The following is a 20,529-nucleotide window of genomic DNA, read 5'->3' on the forward strand; positions in this document are numbered from 1 at the left end:
CAAATTATTCCGCTCCGAAACAAACGATAGGATCGATCCCATGCGCCGTTCCAAAATCGTCTGCACCCTGGGCCCCGCCGTCGACTCCTACGACCAGCTGAAGACGCTGATCGAGGCCGGCATGAACGTGGCCCGTTTCAACATGAGCCACGGCACCCACGCGGAGCACGAGGAGCGCTACCACCGCGTCCGCAAGGCCGCCGAGGAGACCGGCCGCGCCGTGGGCGTGCTGGCCGACCTCCAGGGTCCGAAGATCCGCCTGGAGACCTTCGCCGACGGCCCCGTCGAGCTGGTGCGCGGTGACGAGTTCGTCATCACCACCGAGGACGTGCCGGGCGACAAGACCATCTGCGGCACGACCTACAAGGGCCTGCCCGGTGACGTCTCCAAGGGCGACCCGGTCCTGATCAACGACGGCAACGTGGCGCTCCAGGTCGTCGAGGTGGACGGCCCGCGGGTGCGCTGCATCGTCATCGAGGGCGGCGTGATCTCCGACCACAAGGGCATCAACCTGCCCGGCGCGGCGGTCAACGTCCCGGCGCTGTCCGAGAAGGACATCGAGGACCTGAAGTTCGCCCTGAACATGGGCTGCGACCTGGTGGCGCTGTCCTTCGTGCGGGACGCCAAGGACGTCAACGACGTGCACCGCGTCATGGACGAGGTCGGCCGGCGCGTACCGGTGATCGCCAAGGTGGAGAAGCCGCAGGCGGTCAACAACATGGAGGAGGTCGTCGCGGCCTTCGACGGCGTCATGGTCGCCCGCGGTGACCTGGCCGTCGAGTACCCCCTCGAAAAGGTCCCGATGGTGCAGAAGCGCCTGGTGGAGATGTGCCGGCGGAACGCCAAGCCGGTGATCGTGGCGACCCAGATGATGGAGTCGATGATCACCAACTCGCGGCCCACCCGCGCCGAGGCGTCCGACGTCGCCAACGCGATCCTGGACGGCGCCGACGCGGTCATGCTCTCCGCCGAGTCCTCGGTCGGCCAGTACCCGATCGAGACCGTCAAGACGATGTCGAAGATCGTCGAGGCGGCCGAGGAGGAGCTGCTGTCCAAGGGCCTGCAGCCGCTGGTCCCGGGCAAGAAGCCCCGTACGCAGGGCGGCGCGGTGGCCCGCGCGGCCGCCGAGATGGCCGACTTCCTCAACGGCAAGGCCCTGGTCGCCTTCACCAAGTCCGGCGACACCGCCCGCCGCCTGTCGCGCTACCGCGCGGCCCAGCCGATCCTGGCCTTCACCACGGACGCCGCCACCCGCAACCAGCTCGCGCTGAGCTGGGGCGTGGAGACCTTCGTCGTGCCGCACGTGGAGCACACCGACGAGATGGTCGACCTGGTCGACGCCGAGCTGCTGAAGCTCCAGCGCTACAACGACGGCGACACCATGATCATCACCGCCGGCTCGCCCCCCGGCGTCCCCGGCACCACCAACATGGTCCGCGTCCACCACCTGGGCGGGGACCGCGGCTGACGCGACGGTGTGACGTGCTGCGCGGCGCGCACGACTGAACGCGGCGGTGGGCCGCATCCCCTCGGGGGTGCGGCCCACCGTCATGCCGGTGCGGTACGGCTCACCCCGTGATCGACTGATGCAGCCCCGGGATCGTCAGGGTGCCGCCGAACTGGCCCGCCTGGGTGATCTTGACCTTGGTGAAGTAGGCGAAGGGGACGTTGATCGGCGGCGGGTGCTCCGGGTCGAAGACGATCGGGATCAGGCCGAAGAGGTTGCCCTGGAGGCGTTCGGTGTACATCGTGACCTTGCCGCCCCGGATCGTGGAGGTCGAGCCCGCCGCCGCCTGGACGTGGTACTTCTTCCCGGCCGGGCCGTCCACGATCTGGTGGAGGTCGCCGATGTCGATGCTGTCGGCGGTGAACTTCAGGGCCTGCTTGGTACGGCCGTTGGGCATCGTGAGGTTGACGACGCCCTCGTAGTCCAGGCCGCGCAGGGTCAGCCCGCTGGACTCCAGGTACCAGGGCTGGTTCGGGACGGTGGCCGGGGGCCGCTCGTCCTGGCCTGCGACCTTCTTCTCCTCGACGCAGGGGAACGGCTTCTTGCCGTCCGCGTCGGGGGCGCCCGGGTCGGCGCTGCCGCTCGGGGACGGGGAGGCCGACGGCGAGGCGTCGTCCGCCTTGTCCTTGGCGTCCTTCGCCGCGTCCTTCGCGGCCTTCCCGGCCTTGCCGGTGGCGTCCCCGGCCGCTTCGCCCGCCTTGCCGACGGCGTCCTTCAGCGGGTCGGTGGGCTTGGCGGAGGGTTTGCCGGCGGGGTGGCCAGTGCCGGAGTCCCCCGACGGGGACGGGGTGGGCGTCGCGCCGGGGCCGGCCGGCTTCTCCTGGCCGGGGTGGAAGACGTCGTGCAGCTTCTTGCCCACGCCCAGGGGGTCGTACCAGGGGTTCTGCTCCGTGGGGGTGGAGGAGGCCGAGGGGGACGGGGTGGGGGCGGGGGTCTTCCCGGACGTGTCCGGGGAGGGGGAGGGAGTGCGGGAGGAGGCGTCGGGGGACGGGGGCGGCGTGGTGTCCGTACCGGCGCCGCCCTTCGAGCCACCGGCGGTCTGGTCCTTGCCGGGCCTTGCGGACTTGCCGTCCTCGGCGGCCTTGTCCTTGGCGGCCTTCTCCTTGGCGGCCTTGTCCTTCTCCGCCTTCTCCTTCTCCGCCTTCTCCTTCTCGGCCTTGTCCTTCCCGTCCTGCTCCGCCTTGTCGGGAGCGCTGACGCACGGGCCGTTCCTGAAGGGGCTCTCCGGCGGCTGCGGTTTGGCCATCGCCAGCTGCGGGGTCAGGCCCATGCCCATCAGGACGGCGGACGGCATCGCGGCGATGGCGATCGCCTTGCCCGCGGGCACGTGCAGCCGGGTCAGCAGCGGCTTGCGCGGGGCCGCGTGGCGCGGCCCGGTTCTCGCCCCTGGGGCGGCCGCGTTCGTCTCGTGCAGCTCATCACCCGGCACTGTGCCTCCCGTTCGTCCCGTTGACCGGGTTCGCTCCTGACAGGTCGTCCGGTGTGCTGCCCGCGGGCCGGGCCGGTGTGCCGCTCTCGGGGGCGAGCGGCTTGCCCGGCGCCCAGGAGACCCCCAGCGCGCCGCCGATCAGGCCCAGCACGAAGCCGACCATGAAGGCGCCGAAGTTGGAGACGACCAGGGAGACCAGGGACAGCAGGATCGCCGCCACGCCCGCGAAGACGCGGGAGGCGGGCTGGAACCACATGGTCAGGCCGAGCACGACCAGGAGCACGCCGATGATCAGCGAGCCGGCGCCCGCGGTCGTCGCCATCCGGACGGTCAGGGAGCCGATCGTGAGGTTCGCGTAGGGGATGTACATGATCGGGAATCCGGCCAGCAGCGTCAGCACCCCGCCCCAGAACGGGCGCTGTCCTCGCCACTCCCGGAACGAAGTGCGCTTCCGGCCGATGCTCTCGTTCAGCCGTGGTCGCGTGTCGGCGCTCATGTCGTACAGCTCCTCGGGACTGGCTCATCGGTGGTACGTGAGCTGGGGTGCGTGGTGCGGCGGCCGCCGGCGTACGGGTGCGGGGCGCGCGGACGGCGGGCCGCTCCCGCCGTGCGCACCCCCCGCTCCCGTGCGCTCAGGGCGTCAGTAGCACTCGTTCTTGCCGCGGCTGACGTTCATGTGCAGACCGCTGAGCTTGAACGTGCCGGCCGTGGTGGCCCAGGCACGCTGCTTGACGTCCTCGAAGTGGACCTTTTCGGCCTGCTGGGCGAAGGAGTTGGGGAGGTAGCTCCCCTGGCCGCCCTCGCCGGGCTTGGCCGGACCCGGGCCCTTGGTGGTGCTGTCCACCGAGACACCGATGTCCACGTTGGTGAACGTCGCGTTGGTCTGCAGGTCGTCGGCGTCGATGTAGAGCTTCTTCGCCTCGACCCGCGGACCGCCCTTGCCGCCCGCCTTGAGCTGCATCGTCACATCGCCGAAGATCGGCACCGGCACGACGACCGACTGGCACAGGTTGGTGATCTCCGCGGAGTTCATGCCCACCACGGCGACCGGGTGCTGGCCGTTCTTGCCCTTGTCGAGGGCGCCGTACTGGACGAACCCGTCACCGTCGAGTTCCGACGCGGTGACCTTGAACTGCTGACCGGAGACGCTGAACGACGCCGCCAGCGCACCCTGCGCGATGGCGACACCGATGGCCGCCGTCGCCGCGACGCTCGGGACCATGACGACCGCGAACCGCTTCCATCTGGTCCCGCCACGAGCCAGGGACTCCATGACTTTCCTCCTTCTCGGACGTACATCTCCGGTTGCGGTCCGGGTCTCGGGGAGACGGCGGCCGTACCTGGGATGGGAGAAGTGCTACGTCCTCGGGAAGGGGAGCGCCCGTATCGAAAGGCGTACAGGCGTAGCGCGTTCCGAAGCACCGGCGATCACCCCCGAGCGACAACCACTGGCCACGCTCGCGCGCGGCCCTTGTCGGACAGGCCCTGCCGGGTGGGCAGGAACCCCCCTGTCCAGGACCGGTGGCGGTGCCGCCGGCCACTCGGTGGGGACCCATCGCCCTCGCGACGCCGACCGGTTGCCGGGCGGGGGAAATGGACCGAGCCCGGCCGATCGTGGTGCATCGGGAGCCGTCGCACAAGGGGTTCGTTACTTGCGAGTAACGGAGAGATAACCGGCCCGCGACGGCGCGAAATCGGGCACGTACCCAGGGTCGTCGCCAACGGTGACGCGACACGGGGGAATCACGGACAAAAGTCGTCGAATCGCGGCACTGCTCTTACTCCAAGTAACAGCGGCCACGATTACCAAGATTTGGTAAAACGTGGCCGCCGCTGAGGAAGGGACCCCCGCGCTTCAGGAGACGCGGGAGACGGAGCGCCGAAGGCTCAGAAGAGCACCCGCGCCAGTGCCGTACGCGCCGAAATCACCCGCGGGTCGTCGGCGCCGATGACCTCGAACAGCTCCAGCAGCCGCACCCGCGCGGTCTCGCGGTCGTCGCCGGCCGTGCGCCGGACGGTGTCCACCAGCCGCCCGAAGGCGTCCTCGACATGGCCGCCGACCAGGTCCAGGTCGGCCGCCTCGATCTGCGCCCGCACGTCGCCGGGGGCGTCGGCCGCGGCCTTGCGCACCTGCTGCGCGTCCAGGCCCTGGACGCGCTGGAGGAGTTCGGCCTGCGCGAGGCCCAGCTTGGCCTCCGGGTTGGCCGGGTCGTCCGCGAGGACGTTCTTGTAGGCCTGGACGGCGCCGGCGAGGTCGCCGTTGTCCAGCGCCTGGTTCGCGGCTTCCAGGAGCGCGTCGTACGGGCCGGCCGGCGCGGGGGCCTCCTCGGCCTCGGCGGCGGCGGCCGGGTCCACCGGCGCGCCCACGATCCCGAACTGCTGCTCGGCGGCCTGGATGAGCTGGTCCAGCACCTGGCGGATCTGCGCCTCCGGGGCCGCGCCCTGGAACAGCGGGATCGGCTGGCCCGCGACGACCGCGAAGACCGCCGGGATGCCCTGCACGCCGAACTGCTGGAACAGCGCCTGGTTGCGGTCGACGTCGATCTTGGCCAGCACGAACTTTCCGGCGTACTCCCCCGCCAGCCGCTCCAGCAGCGGGCCGAGCTGCTTGCAGGGCTCGCACCACTCGGCCCAGAAATCGATGACGACCGGGACCTCGGTGGAGCGCTGGAGGATGTCCTGCTGGAACCCCGCCTCGTCGACGTCGAACACCAGACGGGCGCCGCCCGCGGGCTTGCCCGTGCGGGCGGCTTCGGCGCGCGCCTGCTCCGCCTTCTGCTTGGCTTCCCCGGCCGCCTTCACCGCGGCGAGGTCGACGACTCCACTCATGGACATGTTGCGTGGCTGCATGGGCCTATCCTCCCCCCTTCCGCGGACCGTTGCGAAAAGCGGTGCCGAAAATTCACGGTGCGCGAAATGCACGCGGCGCCGGTCGCGTCCCTGCGGCCCGCCGGTGTGCCGGCGCAGGACGGTGGTGCCGCGTTCCCGCCGGTCCCGGGGGTCCGGCGGACGGTGCCGTACGGCCCCGGGTCCCCACCCGCGGCCTGTGGTTGTCGCGTCCGGGGCACGCCGCGCCGGCGGGCCCTTTCGCTACGACCCGTAGCGTAACTGTCCGGCGCCCCGGCCCGGCAACCCCTCCCGCGAACGCCGGGAGTGATCTGCCTCACGAGGGCGGGCCCACCGTCCCGTACTGGCCGGTATGGTCGCCCGCATGCACCGCTGCCCCCTCACCGGCACCCGCTCCCCCGAGGGCCGTACGGGCCCCAGGGGCCGCACCGGCCGGCCGCGCAGCGCCGAGGCGGACCGCGCGATCCTCGGCGCGACCCGCGCCGCGCTGGTCGAGCTGGGCTGGGGCAAGCTGACGATGAGCGATGTGGCGGCCCGCGCCGGGGTGGCGAAGACGACCCTCTACCGCCGCTGGGCCAACAAGAACGAACTGGTCCTGGACGCCGTCGCGGTCCTCTTCGACGAGCTGGAACTGCCCGACCGGGGCTGTCTCCAGGCGGACATCGAGGGCGTGGTCCTGCAGTTCGCGTCGCTGCTGGCGCGCCCGGAGACCAAGACGGCGCTGATGGCAGTGGTCGCCGAGTCCACCACCGACGAAGCGCTGCGGCTGCGCATCCGCTCCGCGGTGGTGGAGCGGCAGAAGCGGCTGGTGGTCCTCGGGCGGGAGCGGGCGCAGGCGCGCGGGGAGCTGCCGCCGGACGCGGCCGGCGAGGAAGGCGCGGCGGCGGCCGGGCGGGCGGTGGGCCTGATCTTCGACGTGATCGCGGGCGCGGTCGTGCACCGGGCGCTGGTCAGCGCGGAGCCGGTGGACGAGCTGTGGGCGCAGCAGTTCAGCACGCTGCTGCTGGCCGGTCTGGGCGGACTGGGCGGGACGGACGGGACGGGCGGGACGGCGACGGAAGCGGGCCCGCCCAGGGCGTAGCGCTCCGGACGGGCCCGGCCGGCCCCACGGGTCTCAGACCTGGTACCGGTCCGCCGCGAACAGGTGGACATGCTCCGCCACCCACTCGGACGTCCGCTTCAGCCCCTCCTCCAGGGACACTTCGGGCGCCCAGCCCGCCCATTCGCGCGCCCGCGAATTGTCCGAAAGCAGTCGCTGGACCTCGCTGCCGGCGGGCCGCAGCCGGGAGCCCTCCACCACCACCTCGGCGTCCCGCCCGGACGCGGCTATCAGGGCCCGCGCCAGGTCGCCGATGGAGATCTCGCGCCCCGCACCGAGGTTGACGACCTCGCCCAGCGCCCGGTCGCAGTCGGCCATCGCCAGGAAGCCGGCCGCGGTGTCGGTGACGTAGGTGAAGTCCCGGGTCGGGGTGAGCGAGCCCAGCCGGATCTCCCGGGAGCCGGAGTGCAGCTGGGCGAGGATGGTGGGGATCACGGCGCGCGCGGACTGGCGCGGGCCGTAGGTGTTGAACGGGCGCACCACGGTGACCGGCAGCTCGAAGGCGTGCCAGTGGGACAGGGCCATCATGTCCGCGCCGATCTTCGAGGCGGAGTACGGGGACTGCGGCTGGAGCGGGTGGTCCTCGCCGATCGGCGCGGTCCGGGCGGTGCCGTACACCTCGCTGGTGGAGGTGTGGACCAGGCGCCGCACGGAGTGCCGGCGGCACGCCTCGGCGATGTTCTCGGTGCCGACGACGTTGGTCTGCACGTAGGCGCCGGGCGAGTCGTAGCTGTACGGGATGCCGATCAGGGCCGCGAGGTGGAAGACCGTGTCGCAGCCGGCCACCGCGTCGGAGACCCGGCCCGCGTCGCGCACGTCGCCCGCGACCATCTCGACCGGGCTGTCCGGCCCGAGGTAGCGCGCGAGGTGGCCCTTCTCGGCGTACGGCTTGTAGTGCACGAAGGCGCGGACCTTCGCGCCGTGGCCGACGAGCTGGTCCACGAGGGTGGAGCCGATGAAGCCCTCGGCGCCGGTGACCAGGACGGTGCGGCCCTTCCAGCGGGCTTCCATGGTGGCGTGGTCGTGAGTGGTCATGCGCTCTTCCTCAGATCTTGGGGGTAGGGGGTCGGGTGGGTCGCGGAGTGGCCGGCCAGCTCCAGGACCTTGGCGGCCAGCAGGTCGGCGGCCTGTGCGTGGGTGCCGGGGTCGGCGGCCTGGCCCATGGCGGCCAGCCGGCCGGGGTCGTCGAGCAGCGGTGTGACGAGCGCGTCCAGGCGCTCCGCGGTGGTCTCGGCGTCCGGCAGCAGCGCGGCGGCGCCCGCGTCGGACAGCACCCGCGCGTTGTGCGTCTGGTGGTCGCCGGGCGCGTGCGGGTACGGCACCAGCACCGCCGGCATGCCGATCGTGGCCAGCTCGGCGACGGTCGCCGAACCGGCCCGGCACACCACCAGGTCGGCGGCGGCGTAGGCCAGGTCCATCCGGTCCAGGTACGGGACGGCCTCGGCGACCGCCGCGCCGCCCGTCGCGGCGAGCCGCTCCCGGGTCTCGTCCAGGGCGGCGGGACCGGTCTTGATCAGCAGCCGCAGGTCCGTACGGGACCGGTGGCGGGCCGCTAGCCCGACCGCGGCCGCGGTGAGCCGGGCCGCGCCCAGGCTGCCGCCGTTGACGAGCAGCAGCCGGACGCCCTCCGGGATGCCCAGTTCGCGGCGGGCGCGGGCCCGCAGGGCCGTACGGTCCAGCGTCGCCAGCGGCCCGACCAGCGGCATGCCGACCGTCTCGGCGTGCTCGCCGCCCGCCAGGTGCTCGCGGCTGCGGTCGAAGGCGAGCGCGACGTGCGGGGTGAGCCGGGCGGCGAACTTGTTGGCCCGGCCCGGTACCGCGTTGGACTCGTGGATCAGGCTGGGCAGCCCGGCCAGCCGCGCGCCGACGATGACCGGCGCGCTCGGGTAACCGCCCATGCCGACGGCGACCTGGGCGCCCTGGGTGCGCAGGATCGAGCGGCACTGGTTGCCGGATCTCAGCAGCGCGGCGGGCAGCAGATACCGTTTGGCGCCGAGCGACGGGTCGAAGGGGATCATGTCCACGGTGTGCAGGCGGTAGCCGGCCTGGGGGATGAGCCGTGTCTCCAGCCCGCGCTCCGTGCCGACGAAGGAGATCACCGCGTCGGGCACCGCCCGGCGCAGGGCGTCAGCGAGGGCGAGGCCGGGGTAGATGTGGCCGCCGGTACCCCCCGCACCGATGACGACCGATAGTGGTGTGCGCATGGCCGCCACGCTCGCGAGGCGCCCTAAGAAGGTTCTAAGACGGACTTTTGGCAGCCTGTGTGCATGCCGTCCACGCCTGCACCGCACCCCGCCGACCGGAGCGCCGCCCCGCGGCCCGCCGGGTCCCCGCCGAAGATCCTCGTCGTCGACGACGAACCGGAGGTGCGGGCCGCCGTCGAGGACGGCCTGAGCGTGGAGGGGTACGCGGTGCGCGGCGCGTCCGACGGGCTGGCCGCGCTCTCCGAGGTCGCCTCCTGGCAGCCGGACGCGATCGTGCTGGACGTGATGATGCCGGTGCTGGGCGGCCTGGCGGTGTGCCGGCGGCTGCGCGCGCTGGACGACCGTACGCCGATCCTGGTGCTGACCGCGCTGGGCTCGGTCAGCGAGCGGGTGGACGGGCTGGACGCGGGCGCCGACGACTACCTCGTCAAGCCGTTCGCGCTGGACGAGCTGGTCGCGCGGGTGCGGGCGCTGCTGCGCCGCGCCTCGGCCGCGGCCGCCGACGACACCTCGCTGGCCTTCGCCGATCTGGTCGTGGACCCCGTCACCCGTACCGGCCACCGGGGCGGCCGGCCGCTGGAGTTCAGCCGTACGGAATGGGCGCTGCTGGAACTGCTCCTGCTGCACCCCGGGCAGGTGATGCCGCGCGAGCTGATCCTGGAGCGGGTCTGGGGCCGCGACTTCGGCCCGGACTCCAACTCCCTCGCGGTGTACGTCGGTTACCTGCGCCGCAAGCTGGAGGCGGGCGGCGAGCCGCGGCTGGTGCACACCGTGCACGGCGTCGGCTACCGCCTGGACGAGCCGGACCAGCCGGGCGGGGAGGCCAGGGCCGAACGGACCGGCAGGACCCGCAGGCAGGGCCGCGGCGGCCGAACGGGACGGGCGTGAGCGGCCGGCGCGGTCTGGGCGCGCGCTGGCGGCGCCGCCGCCCGCTGCGGACACGGCTGGCGATCGCCACGTCCGCCGCCGTGGCAGTGGTGGCGGTCGGCGTCTGCGTGGCGGCGTTCTTCATCACCGAGCACCAGATGACCCGGCAGCTCGATTTCAACCTGGCGCAGACGGCCAACCAGTACACGCAGCAGTACCTCAAGGACGGCCCGTCGGCCGGGGACACGGGCTGCCGCTACCTGGCCGTTCCCTGCGTCCAGTCGGCCCCCGCCGACCCGTCCAAGGACCCGCGCGACCCGTACGCGATGCCGGTCGACGACGACACCCGCGCAGTCGCCGCCGGGCGCCGGGCGGCGTACTACAAGAAGCTGACCGTGGCCGGCCGTCCGGTGCGGATGTACACCACGAAGCTGCCCGGCAAGGACCAGGCGCTCCAGGTGGCGCTGCGCTCGGACGTCGTGCAGCGCGGTGTCCAGAAGGCCGCGCTGGCGCTGGCCGGGGTCGGCGGAGCGGGCGTCCTGCTGGCGGCCGGGCTCGGCTACTGGGTCTCGCGTACCGGACTGGCGCCGGTCGCCCGCCTCACCGCCACCGCCGAACGCATCGCCGCCACCCGCGACGCCCGGCACCGCATCGAGCTGCCCGCGGGGCCGCCCGGCCGCCAGGACGAGATCACCCGGCTGGCCGCCAGCTTCAACACCATGCTCGGCGAGCTGGAACAGTCGGTGGCGGCGCAGCGGCGGCTGGTCGCGGACGCCTCCCACGAGCTGCGCACACCGCTGACCGCGCTGCGCACCAACGCCGAACTCCTCGCCCGTTCGGGCCGGCTGACCGACACCCAGCGCGACCGCGCGTCCGGGGCGCTGGGCCGTCAGCTGCGCGAGGTCACCACGCTGGTCAACGACCTGATCGAACTGGCCCGGGACGAGGAGCCGCAGCCGCTGGTGGAGCAGGTGCGCCCGGCGGCGCTGCTGGAGCACGCGGTGGAGGCGGCGCGCGAGCACTGGCCGGGGGTGGAGTTCACCGTACGGACCGACGAGGCGGCGGCCGGGACCACCGTCCCCGGTGTTCCGGCGCGGCTGTCCCGGCTGCTGTCCAACCTGCTCGACAACGCGGCGAAGTTCTCGCCGCCGGGCGGTCCGGTCGAGACCCGGCTGACCGTTTCGGCGGGCGAGTTGGAGCTGACCGTGCGCGACCACGGCCCCGGCATCTCGGCCGAGGACCTGCCGCACGTCTTCGACCGCTTCTACCGTGCCGAGGCGGCCCGCGCGCTGCCGGGCTCGGGCCTCGGCCTGGCCATGGCCCGCCAGATCGCCCGCGCGCACCACGCCGAACTGACGGCCGCGCAGGCGCCGGGCGGCGGGGCGGTCTTCCGCCTGCGCTTCCCGGCGGGGTAGGACGGGGCAGGACGGGGACGGCGGCCCGGCTTGGCTACGCTGGGCCGGAATCAGGGCCGGGGCCGTGGGAACGGCAACCGGCAGTCGGTGCTGGGCGGATCGGGAGGGTGGGCGGTGAGCGGACGCGTGCGCCGGGCGCTGCCGGGCTTCCTGCCCCGCGCGCTGGCCGGGCTGTGGGCCGTCCTGCTGGTCCTGGCGGGTACGTCCGGGGCGGGGCAGGCCGGTGCGTTCGGGGCGCCCGGTACGGTCCCGGCCGGCACGGCGGGTGCCGCGGGTGCCGCATCCGGCCCGCTGGGGCCCGGCTCGCTCGCCGCCTCCGGCCCGGCGGCCGCCACTTCCGGCCCCGGCGACACCGCTTACCGGCCATCCTCCGCCGCACCCCAGGCACTCAGCGCGCACTCCGCGCCCGCCCACTCCCGGGCCGACGCCCGGACCGCCCCCGACCGCCCGGTGGCCCGTCAGTCCGCCACCGCCCATGTCCACGGGGTCCTGCCGCACCCGCGCTCCCCGGGCCTGCCGGGCGCGCTGCCGTCCGCGGCCCCCACGCCGCACCGCTCCCCCTTCGGGTACGGCGAGACCGTCGGCCCCCGCCAGGAACGGGCACCGCCCGGAGCCCGGTACTCCCCACGCAGCCCGCGCGCCCCGCCCTTCGTACGGAGCAGCTGACGCCCCAGGCGCTCGGCCGCCCGCAGCACCGGCATGCCCCGCGACGCCCCGCGCGCCGCCGCTGACCGGTGCGCGCCGCCGGCCGGCGCTCCGCCTCCGTATCCCTGAAGGGGAGACCCATGCCGTCCCGCGCACCGTCGCGGCGTCACTGGCGTGCGCTGATCGCGCTCGCCGCCGTCGCCGTGTCGCTGTACCTCGCCCTGACCACGCCCGCCCGCCTCGGCCTCGACCTGCGCGGCGGCACCCAGATCGTCCTGGAGACCAAGGACTCGCCCACCGCCCGCGCCGACTCCGCCGCCACCGACCGGGCCCTGGAGGTGCTGCGGCAGCGGGTCGACGCGCTCGGGGTCGCCGAACCGTCGCTGTCCCGCTCCGGTGAGAAGCGCATCGTCGCCGAACTGCCCGGCGTACGGGACCCGAAGGAGGCCGTCGAGGTCATCGGCCGTACCGCGCAGCTCACGTTCCATCCCGTCCTCGGCACCACACAGGACCCGAAGGGCACACCGGAAGCGCGGCATCCGCAGGACCGCGGCCGCACCCTGCCCGACCCGGACGCGCCCGGCCAGGCCCTGCGGCTCGGCCCGCCCGCCCTGACCGGCGAGGGCGTCAAGGACGCGGAGGCCGTCTTCGACGCGCAGGGCGGGCGCGGCTGGACCGTCGACCTGGCCTTCCGGGGCGCCGCCGCCGACGCCTGGGCGCGGGTCACCGGCCAGGCGGCCTGCGCGGCGCCCGGCGATCCGGCGCGGCGGGTGGCCATCGTCCTGGACGACAAGATCATTTCAGCGCCCGGCATGCAGCAGAGCGTGCCCTGCAAGACCGGTATCGCGGGCGGCAACGCGCAGATCACCGGCGGGTTCGACGACGCCGCGGCCCGCGACCTGGCGGCCCTGGTCAAGGGCGGCGCCCTGCCGGTGCCCGTCGAGGTCGTCGAACAGCGCACCGTCGGCCCGACGCTCGGCGCCGACGCGATCGAGGCCAGCGCCACCGCCGCGGTCATCGGCCTGCTGTGCACCGGCGCTTTCGTGATCGTCGTCTACCGGCTGCTGGGCGCGCTGGCCACGGTGGCCCTCGCCGCGTACGGGCTGCTGTCGTACGCCGTGCTGGTCGCCCTGGGCGCCACCCTCACCCTCCCCGGGCTCGCCGGTTTCGTGCTGGCGATCGGCATGGCGGTGGACGCCAACGTGCTGGTCTTCGAACGGGCCCGGGAGGAGTACGCGCGCCGCGCGGCCCGCTCCGGCGGCGATCTGCGGCGCCCGCTGCGCGAGGGCTTCGGCAAGGCGTGGAGCGCGATCATCGACTCGAACGTGACCACGCTGCTCGCCGCCGGTCTGCTGTTCCTCTTCGCCACCGGCCCGGTCAAGGGCTTCGGTGTGACCCTGTCCATCGGTGTGCTGGCCTCGATGGTCTCCGCGCTCGTGATCACCAGGGCGCTGGCGGAGTGGGCGGTGCGCCGGCGCTCCGTGCAACGGCGGCCCGCGGTCACCGGGATGGCGTCCGAGGGACGGGTACGGCGGTGGCTGGCCCGGCGCGAGCCGCGGCTGATGCGGCACCGCCGCACCTGGCTGGGCGTCGGCGCCGGTCTGCTGTTGTTCGCCGTCGCCGGGATCGGCATCCGCGGCCTGGAGTTCGGCGTCGAGTTCACCGGCGGGCGGCTCGTCGAGTACAGCACCGGCCGTACGGTGGACGCCGAGACGGCGCGCGCCGCGGTCGCCGACGCGGGCTTCCCGCGCGCGGTCGTCCAGGAGTCGGGCGACGGCGGTATCACCGTACGGACCGAACGGCTGACCGACGCCGAGCAGGACCGCGTCCGGGCCTCCCTCCAGAAGCCCGGCGGCACGGTCGAGGTCGAGCGGGACGAGAAGATCGGGCCCAGCATGGGCAGCGAGCTGCGCGGCAAGGCGCTGATCGCGCTGGGCATCGCGGTCGCCGCGCAGCTGGTCTATCTGAGCGTCCGGTTCCGCTGGACGTTCGCGACGGCGGCGGTGCTCGCCATGGTGCAGGACGTGGTGCTGGTGGTGGGCCTGTTCGCCTGGCTGGGCAAGCCGGTGGACAGCGTCTTCCTCGCGGCGCTGCTGACCGTCGTCGGCTATTCCGTCAACGACACGGTCGTACTCTTCGACCGCGTACGGGAACTGCGGCGCGGCGCCAAGGACGACCGGGCGGCGCGCGGTGCGGAAGGGCTCGCCCGGCTCGCCGACCGGGCGATCGTGCAGACCGTGCCGCGCACGGTGAACACCGGCATGGGCGCCCTGTTCGTCCTCGCCGCCCTCGCGGTGCTGGGCGGCGACTCACTGGCCGACTTCTCCGTGGCGCTGCTCGCGGGCGTCCTGTTCGGCATCGCCTCGACCGTCTTCACCGCCACTCCGGCCGCCGTCCTCCTGGAGGGCCGCCACCCGGCCCCGGCCGCGCCCGCCTCCCGGCCGCGCGACAAGGTGCGGGCCGGGAACGGCGCGGTGGTCTGACACGGCACCGGGGGCGGGACCGCACACGGCCCCGCCCCCGGTGCGTACGGCTGCTAGAAGCCCGCGGGCTCCGTATAGACGCCCCACTCGTCGCGCAGCACGTTGCAGATCTCGCCGAGCGTCGCCTCGGCCCGCACGGCCTCCAGCATCGGCTCGATCATGTTGCCGCCGTCGCGCGCGGCGGCGAGCATCGCGTCCAGCGAGGAGCGCACCCGGGCGTCGTCGCGGGCCGCCTTGCGGTCCCCGAGCACCCGTACCTGCTCGCGCTCGACCTCGTGGCTGACCCGCAGGATCTCCAGGTCGCCGGTGACCGAGCCGTGGTGGCAGTTGACGCCGACGACCTTCTTCTCGCCCTTCTCCAGCGCCTGCTGGTACCGGAACGCGGACTCGGCGATCTCTCCGGTGAACCAGCCGTCCTCTATGCCGCGCAGGATGCCGGAGGTGATGGGACCGATCGGGTGCTGTCCGTCGGGCACCGCACGGGTGCCGCGCTCCTTGATCTGCTCGAAGATCTTCTCGGCGTCGGCCTCGATCCGGTCGGTCAGCGCCTCGACGAACCAGGAGCCGCCCAGCGGGTCCGCGACGTTGGCGACGCCGGTCTCCTCCATCAGCACCTGCTGCGTGCGCAGCGCGATCTCCGCGGCCTGCTCGCTGGGCAGGGCGAGGGTCTCGTCCAGCGCGTTGGTGTGCAGGGAGTTCGTGCCGCCGAGGACCGCGGCGAGCGCTTCCACGGCCGTACGGACGACGTTGTTGTACGGCTGCTGGGCGGTCAGCGAGACGCCGGCGGTCTGCGTGTGGAAGCGCAGCCACTGCGCCTTCTCGCTGGTGGCGCCGTACACGTCGCGCATCCAGCGGGCCCAGATGCGGCGGGCCGCCCGGAACTTCGCGATCTCCTCGAAGAAGTCCACATGGGCGTCGAAGAAGAAGGACAGTCCGGGCGCGAAGGTGTTCACGTCCAGGCCGCGGGAGAGGCCCAGCTCCACGTAGCCGAAGCCGTCGGCGAGGGTGTACGCCAGCTCCTGCGCGGCCGTCGCGCCCGCCTCGCGGATGTGGTAGCCGGAGACCGACAGCGGCTTGTACGCGGGGATGGAGCGCGCGCAGTGCTCCATCAGGTCGCCGATCAGGCGCAGATGGGGCTCGGGCGGGAAGAGCCACTCCTTCTGCGCGATGTACTCCTTGAAGATGTCGGTCTGGAGCGTGCCGTTCAGGACGCCCGGGTCGACGCCCTGGCGCTCGGCGGCGACCAGGTACATGCAGAAGACCGGGACGGCCGGGCCGGAGATCGTCATCGAGGTCGTCACATCGCCCAGCGGGATGTCCTTGAACAGGACCTCCATGTCGGCGGCGGAGTCGATGGCGACACCGCAGTGGCCGACCTCGCCGAGCGAGCGCGGGTCGTCGGAGTCGCGGCCCATCAGGGTCGGCATGTCGAACGCGACCGAGAGGCCGCCGCCGCCGGCCTTGAGGATCATCTTGTAGCGCTCGTTGGTCTGCTCGGCGTTGCCGAAGCCCGCGAACTGGCGGATGGTCCACGTACGGCCGCGGTAGCCGGTCGGGTACAGCCCGCGGGTGAACGGATACTCGCCGGGCCAGCCGATGCGCTCGAAGCCGTCGACGGTGTCGCCGGGGCGGGGGCCGTAGACCGGCGCGACGGGATCGCCGGAGAGCGTGGTGAAGTCCGCGTCCCGCTTGCGGGCGGAGTCGTACCGGGCCTGCCAGCGGCGGCGGCCCTCTTCGATGGCGTCAGCGTCCATACCGACAAATTTACTTGGACGTCCTAGTAATTGTCGATGGCAGAAGGCCGGAAGTCGCCGGGTATCGCTTTCGGGGGGATGCGGGGGCCGCCGGGCCGGGCCCGGCGGCCGTGTGCCGTCAGACCTTGGCGGGCTGCGGCGTACCGTCCGCGACCAGCGGCTCGATCTCCCGGACGACCTTGCGCTCGACGAAGAAGGCGGCGGTCGGGATGGTGCCGGAGATCAGCACCCACAGCAGCTTGCCGAACCTCCACTTCGCCTTGGAGCCCAGGTCGAAGGCGAAGACCAGGTAGATGATGTACAGCACGCCGTGGATCTGGGAGACCACGAGGGTGAGGTCCTTGCCCGTGTCGAAGCCGTACTTGGCCACCATGCAGGCGCACAGGACGAGGAGCATCACGGCAGTGACGTAGGCCATCACCCGGTAGCGGGTCAGCACGCTTCGTTTCATGGTCCGAGCGTAACCGCCCGTTCCGGGGCGATCTTCGCCGCCCCTGCCACGGCTCAGTCGTCCTTGAAGTCCCCGGCCGCCACCCGCAGCGGACGCAGCAGCGCGAAGATCTCCGCGCACTCCTCGGCGTCGTAGGCGCCCAGGCCGAAGTCCATCGCCATCAGGTCGCGGGTGGCCGCGTCGCAGACCTCGCGCCCCTTGGGGGTGATGGAGGCCAGCGTGCCGCGCCCGTCGTTGGGGTTCGGCCGCTTGTCGACCAGGCGGGCCTTGACCAGCCGGTCCACGGTGTTGGTCACCGAGGTCGGGTGGACCATCAGCCGCTCGCCGATCTTCGACATGGGCAGCTCGCCCGCCTTGGAGAAGGTGAGCAGCACCAGCGCCTCGTACCGCGCGAACGTCAGGCCGTACGGCTTGAGCACCGCGTCCACCTCGGACAGCAGGATCTGGTGAGCACGCATGACCGAGGTGATGGCGGCCATGGACGGCACGGCGCCCCATCGCCGCCGCCACAGTTCGTCGGCGCGGGCGATGGGGTCGAAGGCAAGGCTGAGCGGCTTCGGCACGCCTCCGACCCTACCGTTCGGCCATATCGTGGTCAGCCCTGTCTCAGTTTTCGGTACCCCCGCCGTTCACTCCGTGGCCCCGGCGGCCCGCGCCGCACCCGGGAGCCCGGCGGGAGCGGGCCGGTGGGCCCCGGTCCGCCGTACCTCCGCCACCACCAGCAGCACGGACACCACCCCCACCACCCCGCCCGCGGGCATCACCACCCACAGGGGTGCGTATTCCGCCGCGACGCCCGCCGCGCCCATCCCCAGACCCATGATCGTCATACGGCCCGCCTGCATCACCGTCATCGCCTGCCCCAGCAGCTCGTCGGGGACGGCGGCGACGAACCAGCGGTCCACGCCGAAGTTGTACGCGATGCTGACGCCGGTCAGGACGAGCAGCAGCACCGCCCAGCCGAACGACGGACGGAAGGCGAAGCCGAGGGACGGCAGTACGGCGAAGACTCCCAGCGGGAACGTCAGCCGGGCGCGCGCCTTCGGGCCGAGGAACGTGCCGGCCAGGGTCTCGGCGGTGATCGCACCCACCGGCATGGCGCACATCAGCAGGCCCGCGCCCGCCGGGCCGGTGCCGAGCAGGTCCGCGTAGGGGACGAGCAGCGCCTCGGGGACGACCACGAACATCGGCGGCAGCCAGGTCAGCAGGAGGAGCGCCCGGACACGGCGGTCGGCCAGCAGGCGGCGGGTGCCGGACAGCGAAGTGCCCAGCAGGGCGCCACGGGCCGTGTGGCGCGCGGGCCGGGCGTGGGTGCCCAGGCGCAGCAGCAGCGCCGAGCCGAGGAACGTACCGGCGGTGACGGCGAGCACCGTGCCGGGCGTCACCGCCGCCAGCAGCAGCCCGCCGGCCGCGAAGCCGACGAGCTGCGCGCTCTGGTTGACGATGCGGATCAGCGAGCGGCCCAGGACGAAGAGGTCGCCCTCCCCCAGCACGTCGCCGAGCGTGGCCGCGCGCGTGCCGGCGAAGACGGGAGCGATGGCGGCGGTGGCGCAGCGCAGCGCCAGCAGCACCGCGACCGGAGTGCCCGGGAGAACCATCGCGGCGGCGCAGGCCGCGCACAGCAGGTCGCAGACGACGAGGACGCGGCGGGCCGGGTAGCGGTCGGCGACCGCGGAGAGCAGCGTGCCGCCGATGACGTACGGGAGCAGGCCGAGGGCGAAGGTCAGGGCGCTCAGCAGGGGCGACCCGGTGAGCCGGTAGACCAGGACGGAGAGCGCGATCTCGCAGACGACGACGCCGAGGGCGGACAGGAGGTGGGCGGCGAAGACGTAGCGGAATTCGGGGACGGCGAAGACGAGGCGGTATCCGGTGCCGGGGGGCGGGGACGGGGCCGGGGACGGAGCTGTGGGCTTCGGGGGCACGGGCGGAGCCGTGGGCGTCGGGGCTGGGAACGAAGCCATGGGCTTCGGGGGCGGGTTCGGGCATGGTTCGTCGGGGCCCGTGGCGGCGGGCCCGGAAGGCGTCGGCATGACGGCAGCGTGCCGGGCCGGTCCGTACGCCCCCAGTCTTTCGCCGGCAGCCGAATCCAGGGGACGACCGGCCGCGTGGCGGGAAGAGTGGGGGTGTGAGGAAAGGGGGGCCACGGCCATGCCGCTGGACATGCGCTTCGGCGCGGAGGACCTGCTGCGCATCCGCTTCGCCATCTCGCCGCTGTGCGAGACGCACGAGGCCGTACGGACGCTGTTGCGCACCGACCGGCACGGTTACCACCTGCCCTGGCTGCGGCGGATGCGCGCGGCGCTGGCGGGCCTGGACCTGTCCGCGCTGTGGCTGCTGATGCCGTCCCCGCACCCCGGCTACACCCCGGACTTCCTGGGGCCGCCGCCGCAGTCGTCGCTCGCCCCCTTCGAGGAGGAGCTGGCGCGGGTGCGGGCCACGGACCCGGCCGTCGCCCACGCGGAGCTGGCCAAGTCGCTGGCCTGTACGCCGGGTGCCGCCGAGTCCCCGCGGGGCCGGGCGATGCTGGCGGACCCGGCCGCCGCCGTAGAGGAGCTGGCCGATGTCACCGAGCGGGCCTGGCGCGCGCTGCTGGAGGCGGACTGGCCCCGGCTGCGCGCGCTGCTGGAGGCGGAGGTCGCCTACCGGTCGCGGCAGCTGGCGAGCGAGGGACTGGAGAAGCTGTTCGCGGACCTCAGCCCGCGGATCACCTGGTCGGACGGCACCCTCACGGTCCGCACCCGCGCCCGGTTCCTCCAGATCCAGGACCTGGACGGCCGGGGCGTGCTGCTGATGCCGAGCGTCTTCGTGTGGCCGGACGTGGTCAGCGCCTACGAGCCGCACTGGCAGCCCACCGTGATCTACCCGGCACGCGGCATCGGCGGGCTGTGGCACGAGCCGCGCACGGGTCGGGCACTGGCCCGGCTGCTCGGCGTGAACCGGGCGGCGGTGCTCACCGCGCTGGACGAGCCCGCGTCCACCACGGCGCTGGCGCACCGGCTGGGCCTGGCGCCGTCGTCGGTGTCCGCGCAGCTGTCCGTGCTGCGCGACGCCGGACTGCTGACGTCGCGCCGGCACGGGCACCAGGTGCTGTACGAGCGCACGCCGCTGGGCATCGCGCTCAGCGCGGGCGGCCCGCCGCCGGGCTGAGCTCGGAACCGGCGGTCAGTCCCCGCGGCCCGCCGCGAGGTGCCGCTCGACGGTCTCGACCTTGGAGGTCAGGCCGTCGGTGACGCCGGGCCGGATGTCGGCCTTCAGGACCAGCGAGACCCGTCCGGCACGGGCCTCGACGGCGGCCACGGCGCGCTTGACGACGTCCATGACCTCGTCCCACTCGCCCTCGATGGACGTGAACATGGCGTCCGTGCGGTTGGGCAGCCCGGACTCGCGGACCACCCGTACGGCGTCGGCGACGTACTCCCCGACGTCCTCACCGACCCCCAGCGGGCTGACCGAGAACGCGACGATCATGCGTTGACCACGCCTTCCCGGCGGGCGCGGGCGGCGATCACGCTGGCCTCCGCCTCCCGCTTGAGCTTGCGCTCGGCGAAGAAGCCGCCGGTGGGCAGGACGGAGAGCACGAAGTAGAGGGCGGCGGTCTTGAACTGCCACTTGGTGCGGCTCCAGGCGTCCAGCCAGAACACCACGTACAGGATGAACAGGACGCCGTGCACGATGCCCATCACCATCACGCCGTCGAAGCTGGTGGTCCGCTTGAGGACCGAGCAGACGAGCAGCAGCAGGAAGGAAACCGCCTCGGGGGCGGAGACCAGGCGGAGCCGGCGCAGGGCGGATGCGGTCTTGATGTCCACGGGAACCTCGTTCGGGTGG

General features: G+C 73.2%; 19 protein-coding genes. 7 read left to right on the forward strand and 12 right to left on the reverse strand.

Going from position 1 to position 20,529, the window contains the following annotated elements:
• The first annotated feature begins 40 nt into the window (after positions 1-40).
• Positions 41-1,468 (forward strand): pyruvate kinase, encoded by a 1,428-nt coding sequence (pyk, locus tag CP973_RS32515; RefSeq protein ID WP_150247399.1) that lies wholly within the window; start codon positions 41-43, stop codon positions 1,466-1,468.
• Between the two features lie 100 nt (positions 1,469-1,568).
• Here pyk and CP973_RS32520 read toward each other — a convergent pair whose 3' ends face one another.
• The 4 genes from CP973_RS32520 to CP973_RS32540 form a co-directional block, all read right to left on the reverse strand.
• A complete protein-coding gene (locus CP973_RS32520; protein ID WP_150247400.1) occupies positions 1,569-2,936 on the reverse strand; it encodes a hypothetical protein in 1,368 nt (455 codons plus the stop codon).
• A complete protein-coding gene (locus CP973_RS32525; RefSeq protein WP_150247401.1) occupies positions 2,926-3,432 on the reverse strand; it encodes a DUF6114 domain-containing protein in 507 nt (168 codons plus the stop codon). The genes CP973_RS32520 and CP973_RS32525 overlap by 11 nt, the downstream gene beginning before the upstream one ends.
• Positions 3,433-3,576: 144 nt before the next feature.
• Positions 3,577-4,209 (reverse strand): DUF6230 family protein, encoded by a 633-nt coding sequence (locus CP973_RS32530; RefSeq protein WP_150247402.1) that lies wholly within the window; start codon positions 4,207-4,209, stop codon positions 3,577-3,579.
• Positions 4,210-4,823: 614 nt separating this feature from the next.
• Positions 4,824-5,786: a tetratricopeptide repeat protein gene (locus CP973_RS32540; protein ID WP_150247403.1), complete on the reverse strand. Its 963-nt coding sequence runs from the start codon at positions 5,784-5,786 to the stop codon at positions 4,824-4,826.
• 349 nt (positions 5,787-6,135) lie between these two features.
• Between CP973_RS32540 and CP973_RS32545 the strand changes: the two genes are divergently transcribed.
• On the forward strand, positions 6,136-6,864 hold the full coding sequence (locus tag CP973_RS32545) for a TetR/AcrR family transcriptional regulator (protein WP_425282044.1): 729 nt from the start codon (positions 6,136-6,138) through the stop codon (positions 6,862-6,864).
• Positions 6,865-6,897: 33 nt separating this feature from the next.
• On the opposite strand, the gene CP973_RS32550 is transcribed toward CP973_RS32545, so the two are convergent.
• Complete coding sequence (locus CP973_RS32550) at positions 6,898-7,917, reverse strand: GDP-mannose 4,6-dehydratase (protein WP_150247405.1); 1,020 nt, start codon at positions 7,915-7,917, stop codon at positions 6,898-6,900.
• Positions 7,914-9,086: a UDP-N-acetylglucosamine--N-acetylmuramyl-(pentapeptide) pyrophosphoryl-undecaprenol N-acetylglucosamine transferase gene (locus CP973_RS32555; protein ID WP_150247406.1), complete on the reverse strand. Its 1,173-nt coding sequence runs from the start codon at positions 9,084-9,086 to the stop codon at positions 7,914-7,916. The genes CP973_RS32550 and CP973_RS32555 overlap by 4 nt, the downstream gene beginning before the upstream one ends.
• Before the next feature lie 63 nt (positions 9,087-9,149).
• Between CP973_RS32555 and CP973_RS32560 the strand changes: the two genes are divergently transcribed.
• The 4 genes from CP973_RS32560 (at position 9,150) to secD (ending at position 14,496) form a co-directional block, all read left to right on the forward strand.
• The gene (locus CP973_RS32560; RefSeq protein ID WP_150247407.1) at positions 9,150-9,974 is read left to right on the forward strand and encodes a response regulator transcription factor; all 825 of its coding nucleotides are present in this window, start codon (positions 9,150-9,152) and stop codon (positions 9,972-9,974) included.
• A complete protein-coding gene (locus tag CP973_RS32565; RefSeq protein ID WP_150247408.1) occupies positions 9,971-11,368 on the forward strand; it encodes a sensor histidine kinase in 1,398 nt (465 codons plus the stop codon). Before CP973_RS32560 ends, CP973_RS32565 begins: the two co-directional genes overlap by 4 nt.
• Positions 11,369-11,482: 114 nt before the next feature.
• Positions 11,483-12,034 (forward strand): hypothetical protein, encoded by a 552-nt coding sequence (locus CP973_RS32570; protein ID WP_150247409.1) that lies wholly within the window; start codon positions 11,483-11,485, stop codon positions 12,032-12,034.
• Positions 12,035-12,153: 119 nt separating this feature from the next.
• Positions 12,154-14,496, forward strand: a complete 2,343-nt coding sequence (gene secD / locus CP973_RS32575; RefSeq protein ID WP_150247410.1) for a protein translocase subunit SecD — start codon at positions 12,154-12,156, stop codon at positions 14,494-14,496.
• Positions 14,497-14,549: 53 nt separating this feature from the next.
• On the opposite strand, the gene icmA is transcribed toward secD, so the two are convergent.
• From icmA to CP973_RS32595, 4 genes are all read right to left on the reverse strand, one after another.
• A complete protein-coding gene (gene icmA, locus CP973_RS32580) occupies positions 14,550-16,250 on the reverse strand; it encodes a coenzyme B12-dependent isobutyryl-CoA mutase large subunit (RefSeq protein WP_150247411.1) in 1,701 nt (566 codons plus the stop codon).
• Between the two features lie 118 nt (positions 16,251-16,368).
• A complete protein-coding gene (locus CP973_RS32585) occupies positions 16,369-16,701 on the reverse strand; it encodes a DUF3817 domain-containing protein (protein ID WP_150247412.1) in 333 nt (110 codons plus the stop codon).
• A 53-nt stretch (positions 16,702-16,754) separates the two neighbouring features.
• Positions 16,755-17,264, reverse strand: coding sequence for a MarR family winged helix-turn-helix transcriptional regulator (locus CP973_RS32590; protein WP_150247413.1), 510 nt, complete (start codon positions 17,262-17,264; stop codon positions 16,755-16,757).
• 66 nt (positions 17,265-17,330) lie between these two features.
• Positions 17,331-18,731, reverse strand: a complete 1,401-nt coding sequence (locus tag CP973_RS32595) for an MFS transporter (RefSeq protein WP_150247414.1) — start codon at positions 18,729-18,731, stop codon at positions 17,331-17,333.
• Between the two features lie 118 nt (positions 18,732-18,849).
• On the opposite strand from CP973_RS32595, the gene CP973_RS32600 reads away from it, so the two are divergent.
• Positions 18,850-19,848, forward strand: coding sequence for an ArsR/SmtB family transcription factor (locus CP973_RS32600; RefSeq protein ID WP_150247415.1), 999 nt, complete (start codon positions 18,850-18,852; stop codon positions 19,846-19,848).
• 15 nt (positions 19,849-19,863) lie between these two features.
• Here the strand turns inward: CP973_RS32600 and CP973_RS32605 are convergent, their stop codons facing one another.
• Together CP973_RS32605 and CP973_RS32610 are read right to left on the reverse strand one after the other, a co-directional pair.
• Positions 19,864-20,169: an MTH1187 family thiamine-binding protein gene (locus tag CP973_RS32605; RefSeq protein WP_030595570.1), complete on the reverse strand. Its 306-nt coding sequence runs from the start codon at positions 20,167-20,169 to the stop codon at positions 19,864-19,866.
• On the reverse strand, positions 20,166-20,510 hold the full coding sequence (locus tag CP973_RS32610) for a DUF3817 domain-containing protein (RefSeq protein WP_150247416.1): 345 nt from the start codon (positions 20,508-20,510) through the stop codon (positions 20,166-20,168). The genes CP973_RS32605 and CP973_RS32610 overlap by 4 nt, the downstream gene beginning before the upstream one ends.
• Positions 20,511-20,529 lie beyond the last annotated feature (19 nt).

It is taken from the genome of Streptomyces albofaciens JCM 4342 (assembly GCF_008634025.1).
Classification (GTDB): Bacteria; Actinomycetota; Actinomycetes; order Streptomycetales; family Streptomycetaceae; genus Streptomyces; species Streptomyces albofaciens.

What these genes read in the sequence shown, in the direction of transcription:
- pyk (WP_150247399.1), top strand. Translation starts at nt 41, where the DNA reads ATGCGCCGTTCCAAAATCGTCTGCACCCTGGGCCCCGCCGTCGACTCC.
- CP973_RS32525 (WP_150247401.1), bottom strand. Translation starts at nt 3,432, where the DNA reads ATGAGCGCCGACACGCGACCACGGCTGAACGAGAGCATCGGCCGGAAG.
- CP973_RS32530 (WP_150247402.1), bottom strand. Translation starts at nt 4,209, where the DNA reads ATGGAGTCCCTGGCTCGTGGCGGGACCAGATGGAAGCGGTTCGCGGTC.
- CP973_RS32540 (WP_150247403.1), bottom strand. Translation starts at nt 5,786, where the DNA reads ATGCAGCCACGCAACATGTCCATGAGTGGAGTCGTCGACCTCGCCGCG.
- CP973_RS32545 (WP_425282044.1), top strand. Translation starts at nt 6,136, where the DNA reads ATGGTCGCCCGCATGCACCGCTGCCCCCTCACCGGCACCCGCTCCCCC.
- CP973_RS32550 (WP_150247405.1), bottom strand. Translation starts at nt 7,917, where the DNA reads ATGACCACTCACGACCACGCCACCATGGAAGCCCGCTGGAAGGGCCGC.
- CP973_RS32555 (WP_150247406.1), bottom strand. Translation starts at nt 9,086, where the DNA reads ATGCGCACACCACTATCGGTCGTCATCGGTGCGGGGGGTACCGGCGGC.
- CP973_RS32560 (WP_150247407.1), top strand. Translation starts at nt 9,150, where the DNA reads ATGCCGTCCACGCCTGCACCGCACCCCGCCGACCGGAGCGCCGCCCCG.
- secD (WP_150247410.1), top strand. Translation starts at nt 12,154, where the DNA reads ATGCCGTCCCGCGCACCGTCGCGGCGTCACTGGCGTGCGCTGATCGCG.
- icmA (WP_150247411.1), bottom strand. Translation starts at nt 16,250, where the DNA reads ATGGACGCTGACGCCATCGAAGAGGGCCGCCGCCGCTGGCAGGCCCGG.
- CP973_RS32585 (WP_150247412.1), bottom strand. Translation starts at nt 16,701, where the DNA reads ATGAAACGAAGCGTGCTGACCCGCTACCGGGTGATGGCCTACGTCACT.
- CP973_RS32595 (WP_150247414.1), bottom strand. Translation starts at nt 18,731, where the DNA reads ATGCCGACGCCTTCCGGGCCCGCCGCCACGGGCCCCGACGAACCATGC.
- CP973_RS32600 (WP_150247415.1), top strand. Translation starts at nt 18,850, where the DNA reads ATGCCGCTGGACATGCGCTTCGGCGCGGAGGACCTGCTGCGCATCCGC.
- CP973_RS32605 (WP_030595570.1), bottom strand. Translation starts at nt 20,169, where the DNA reads ATGATCGTCGCGTTCTCGGTCAGCCCGCTGGGGGTCGGTGAGGACGTC.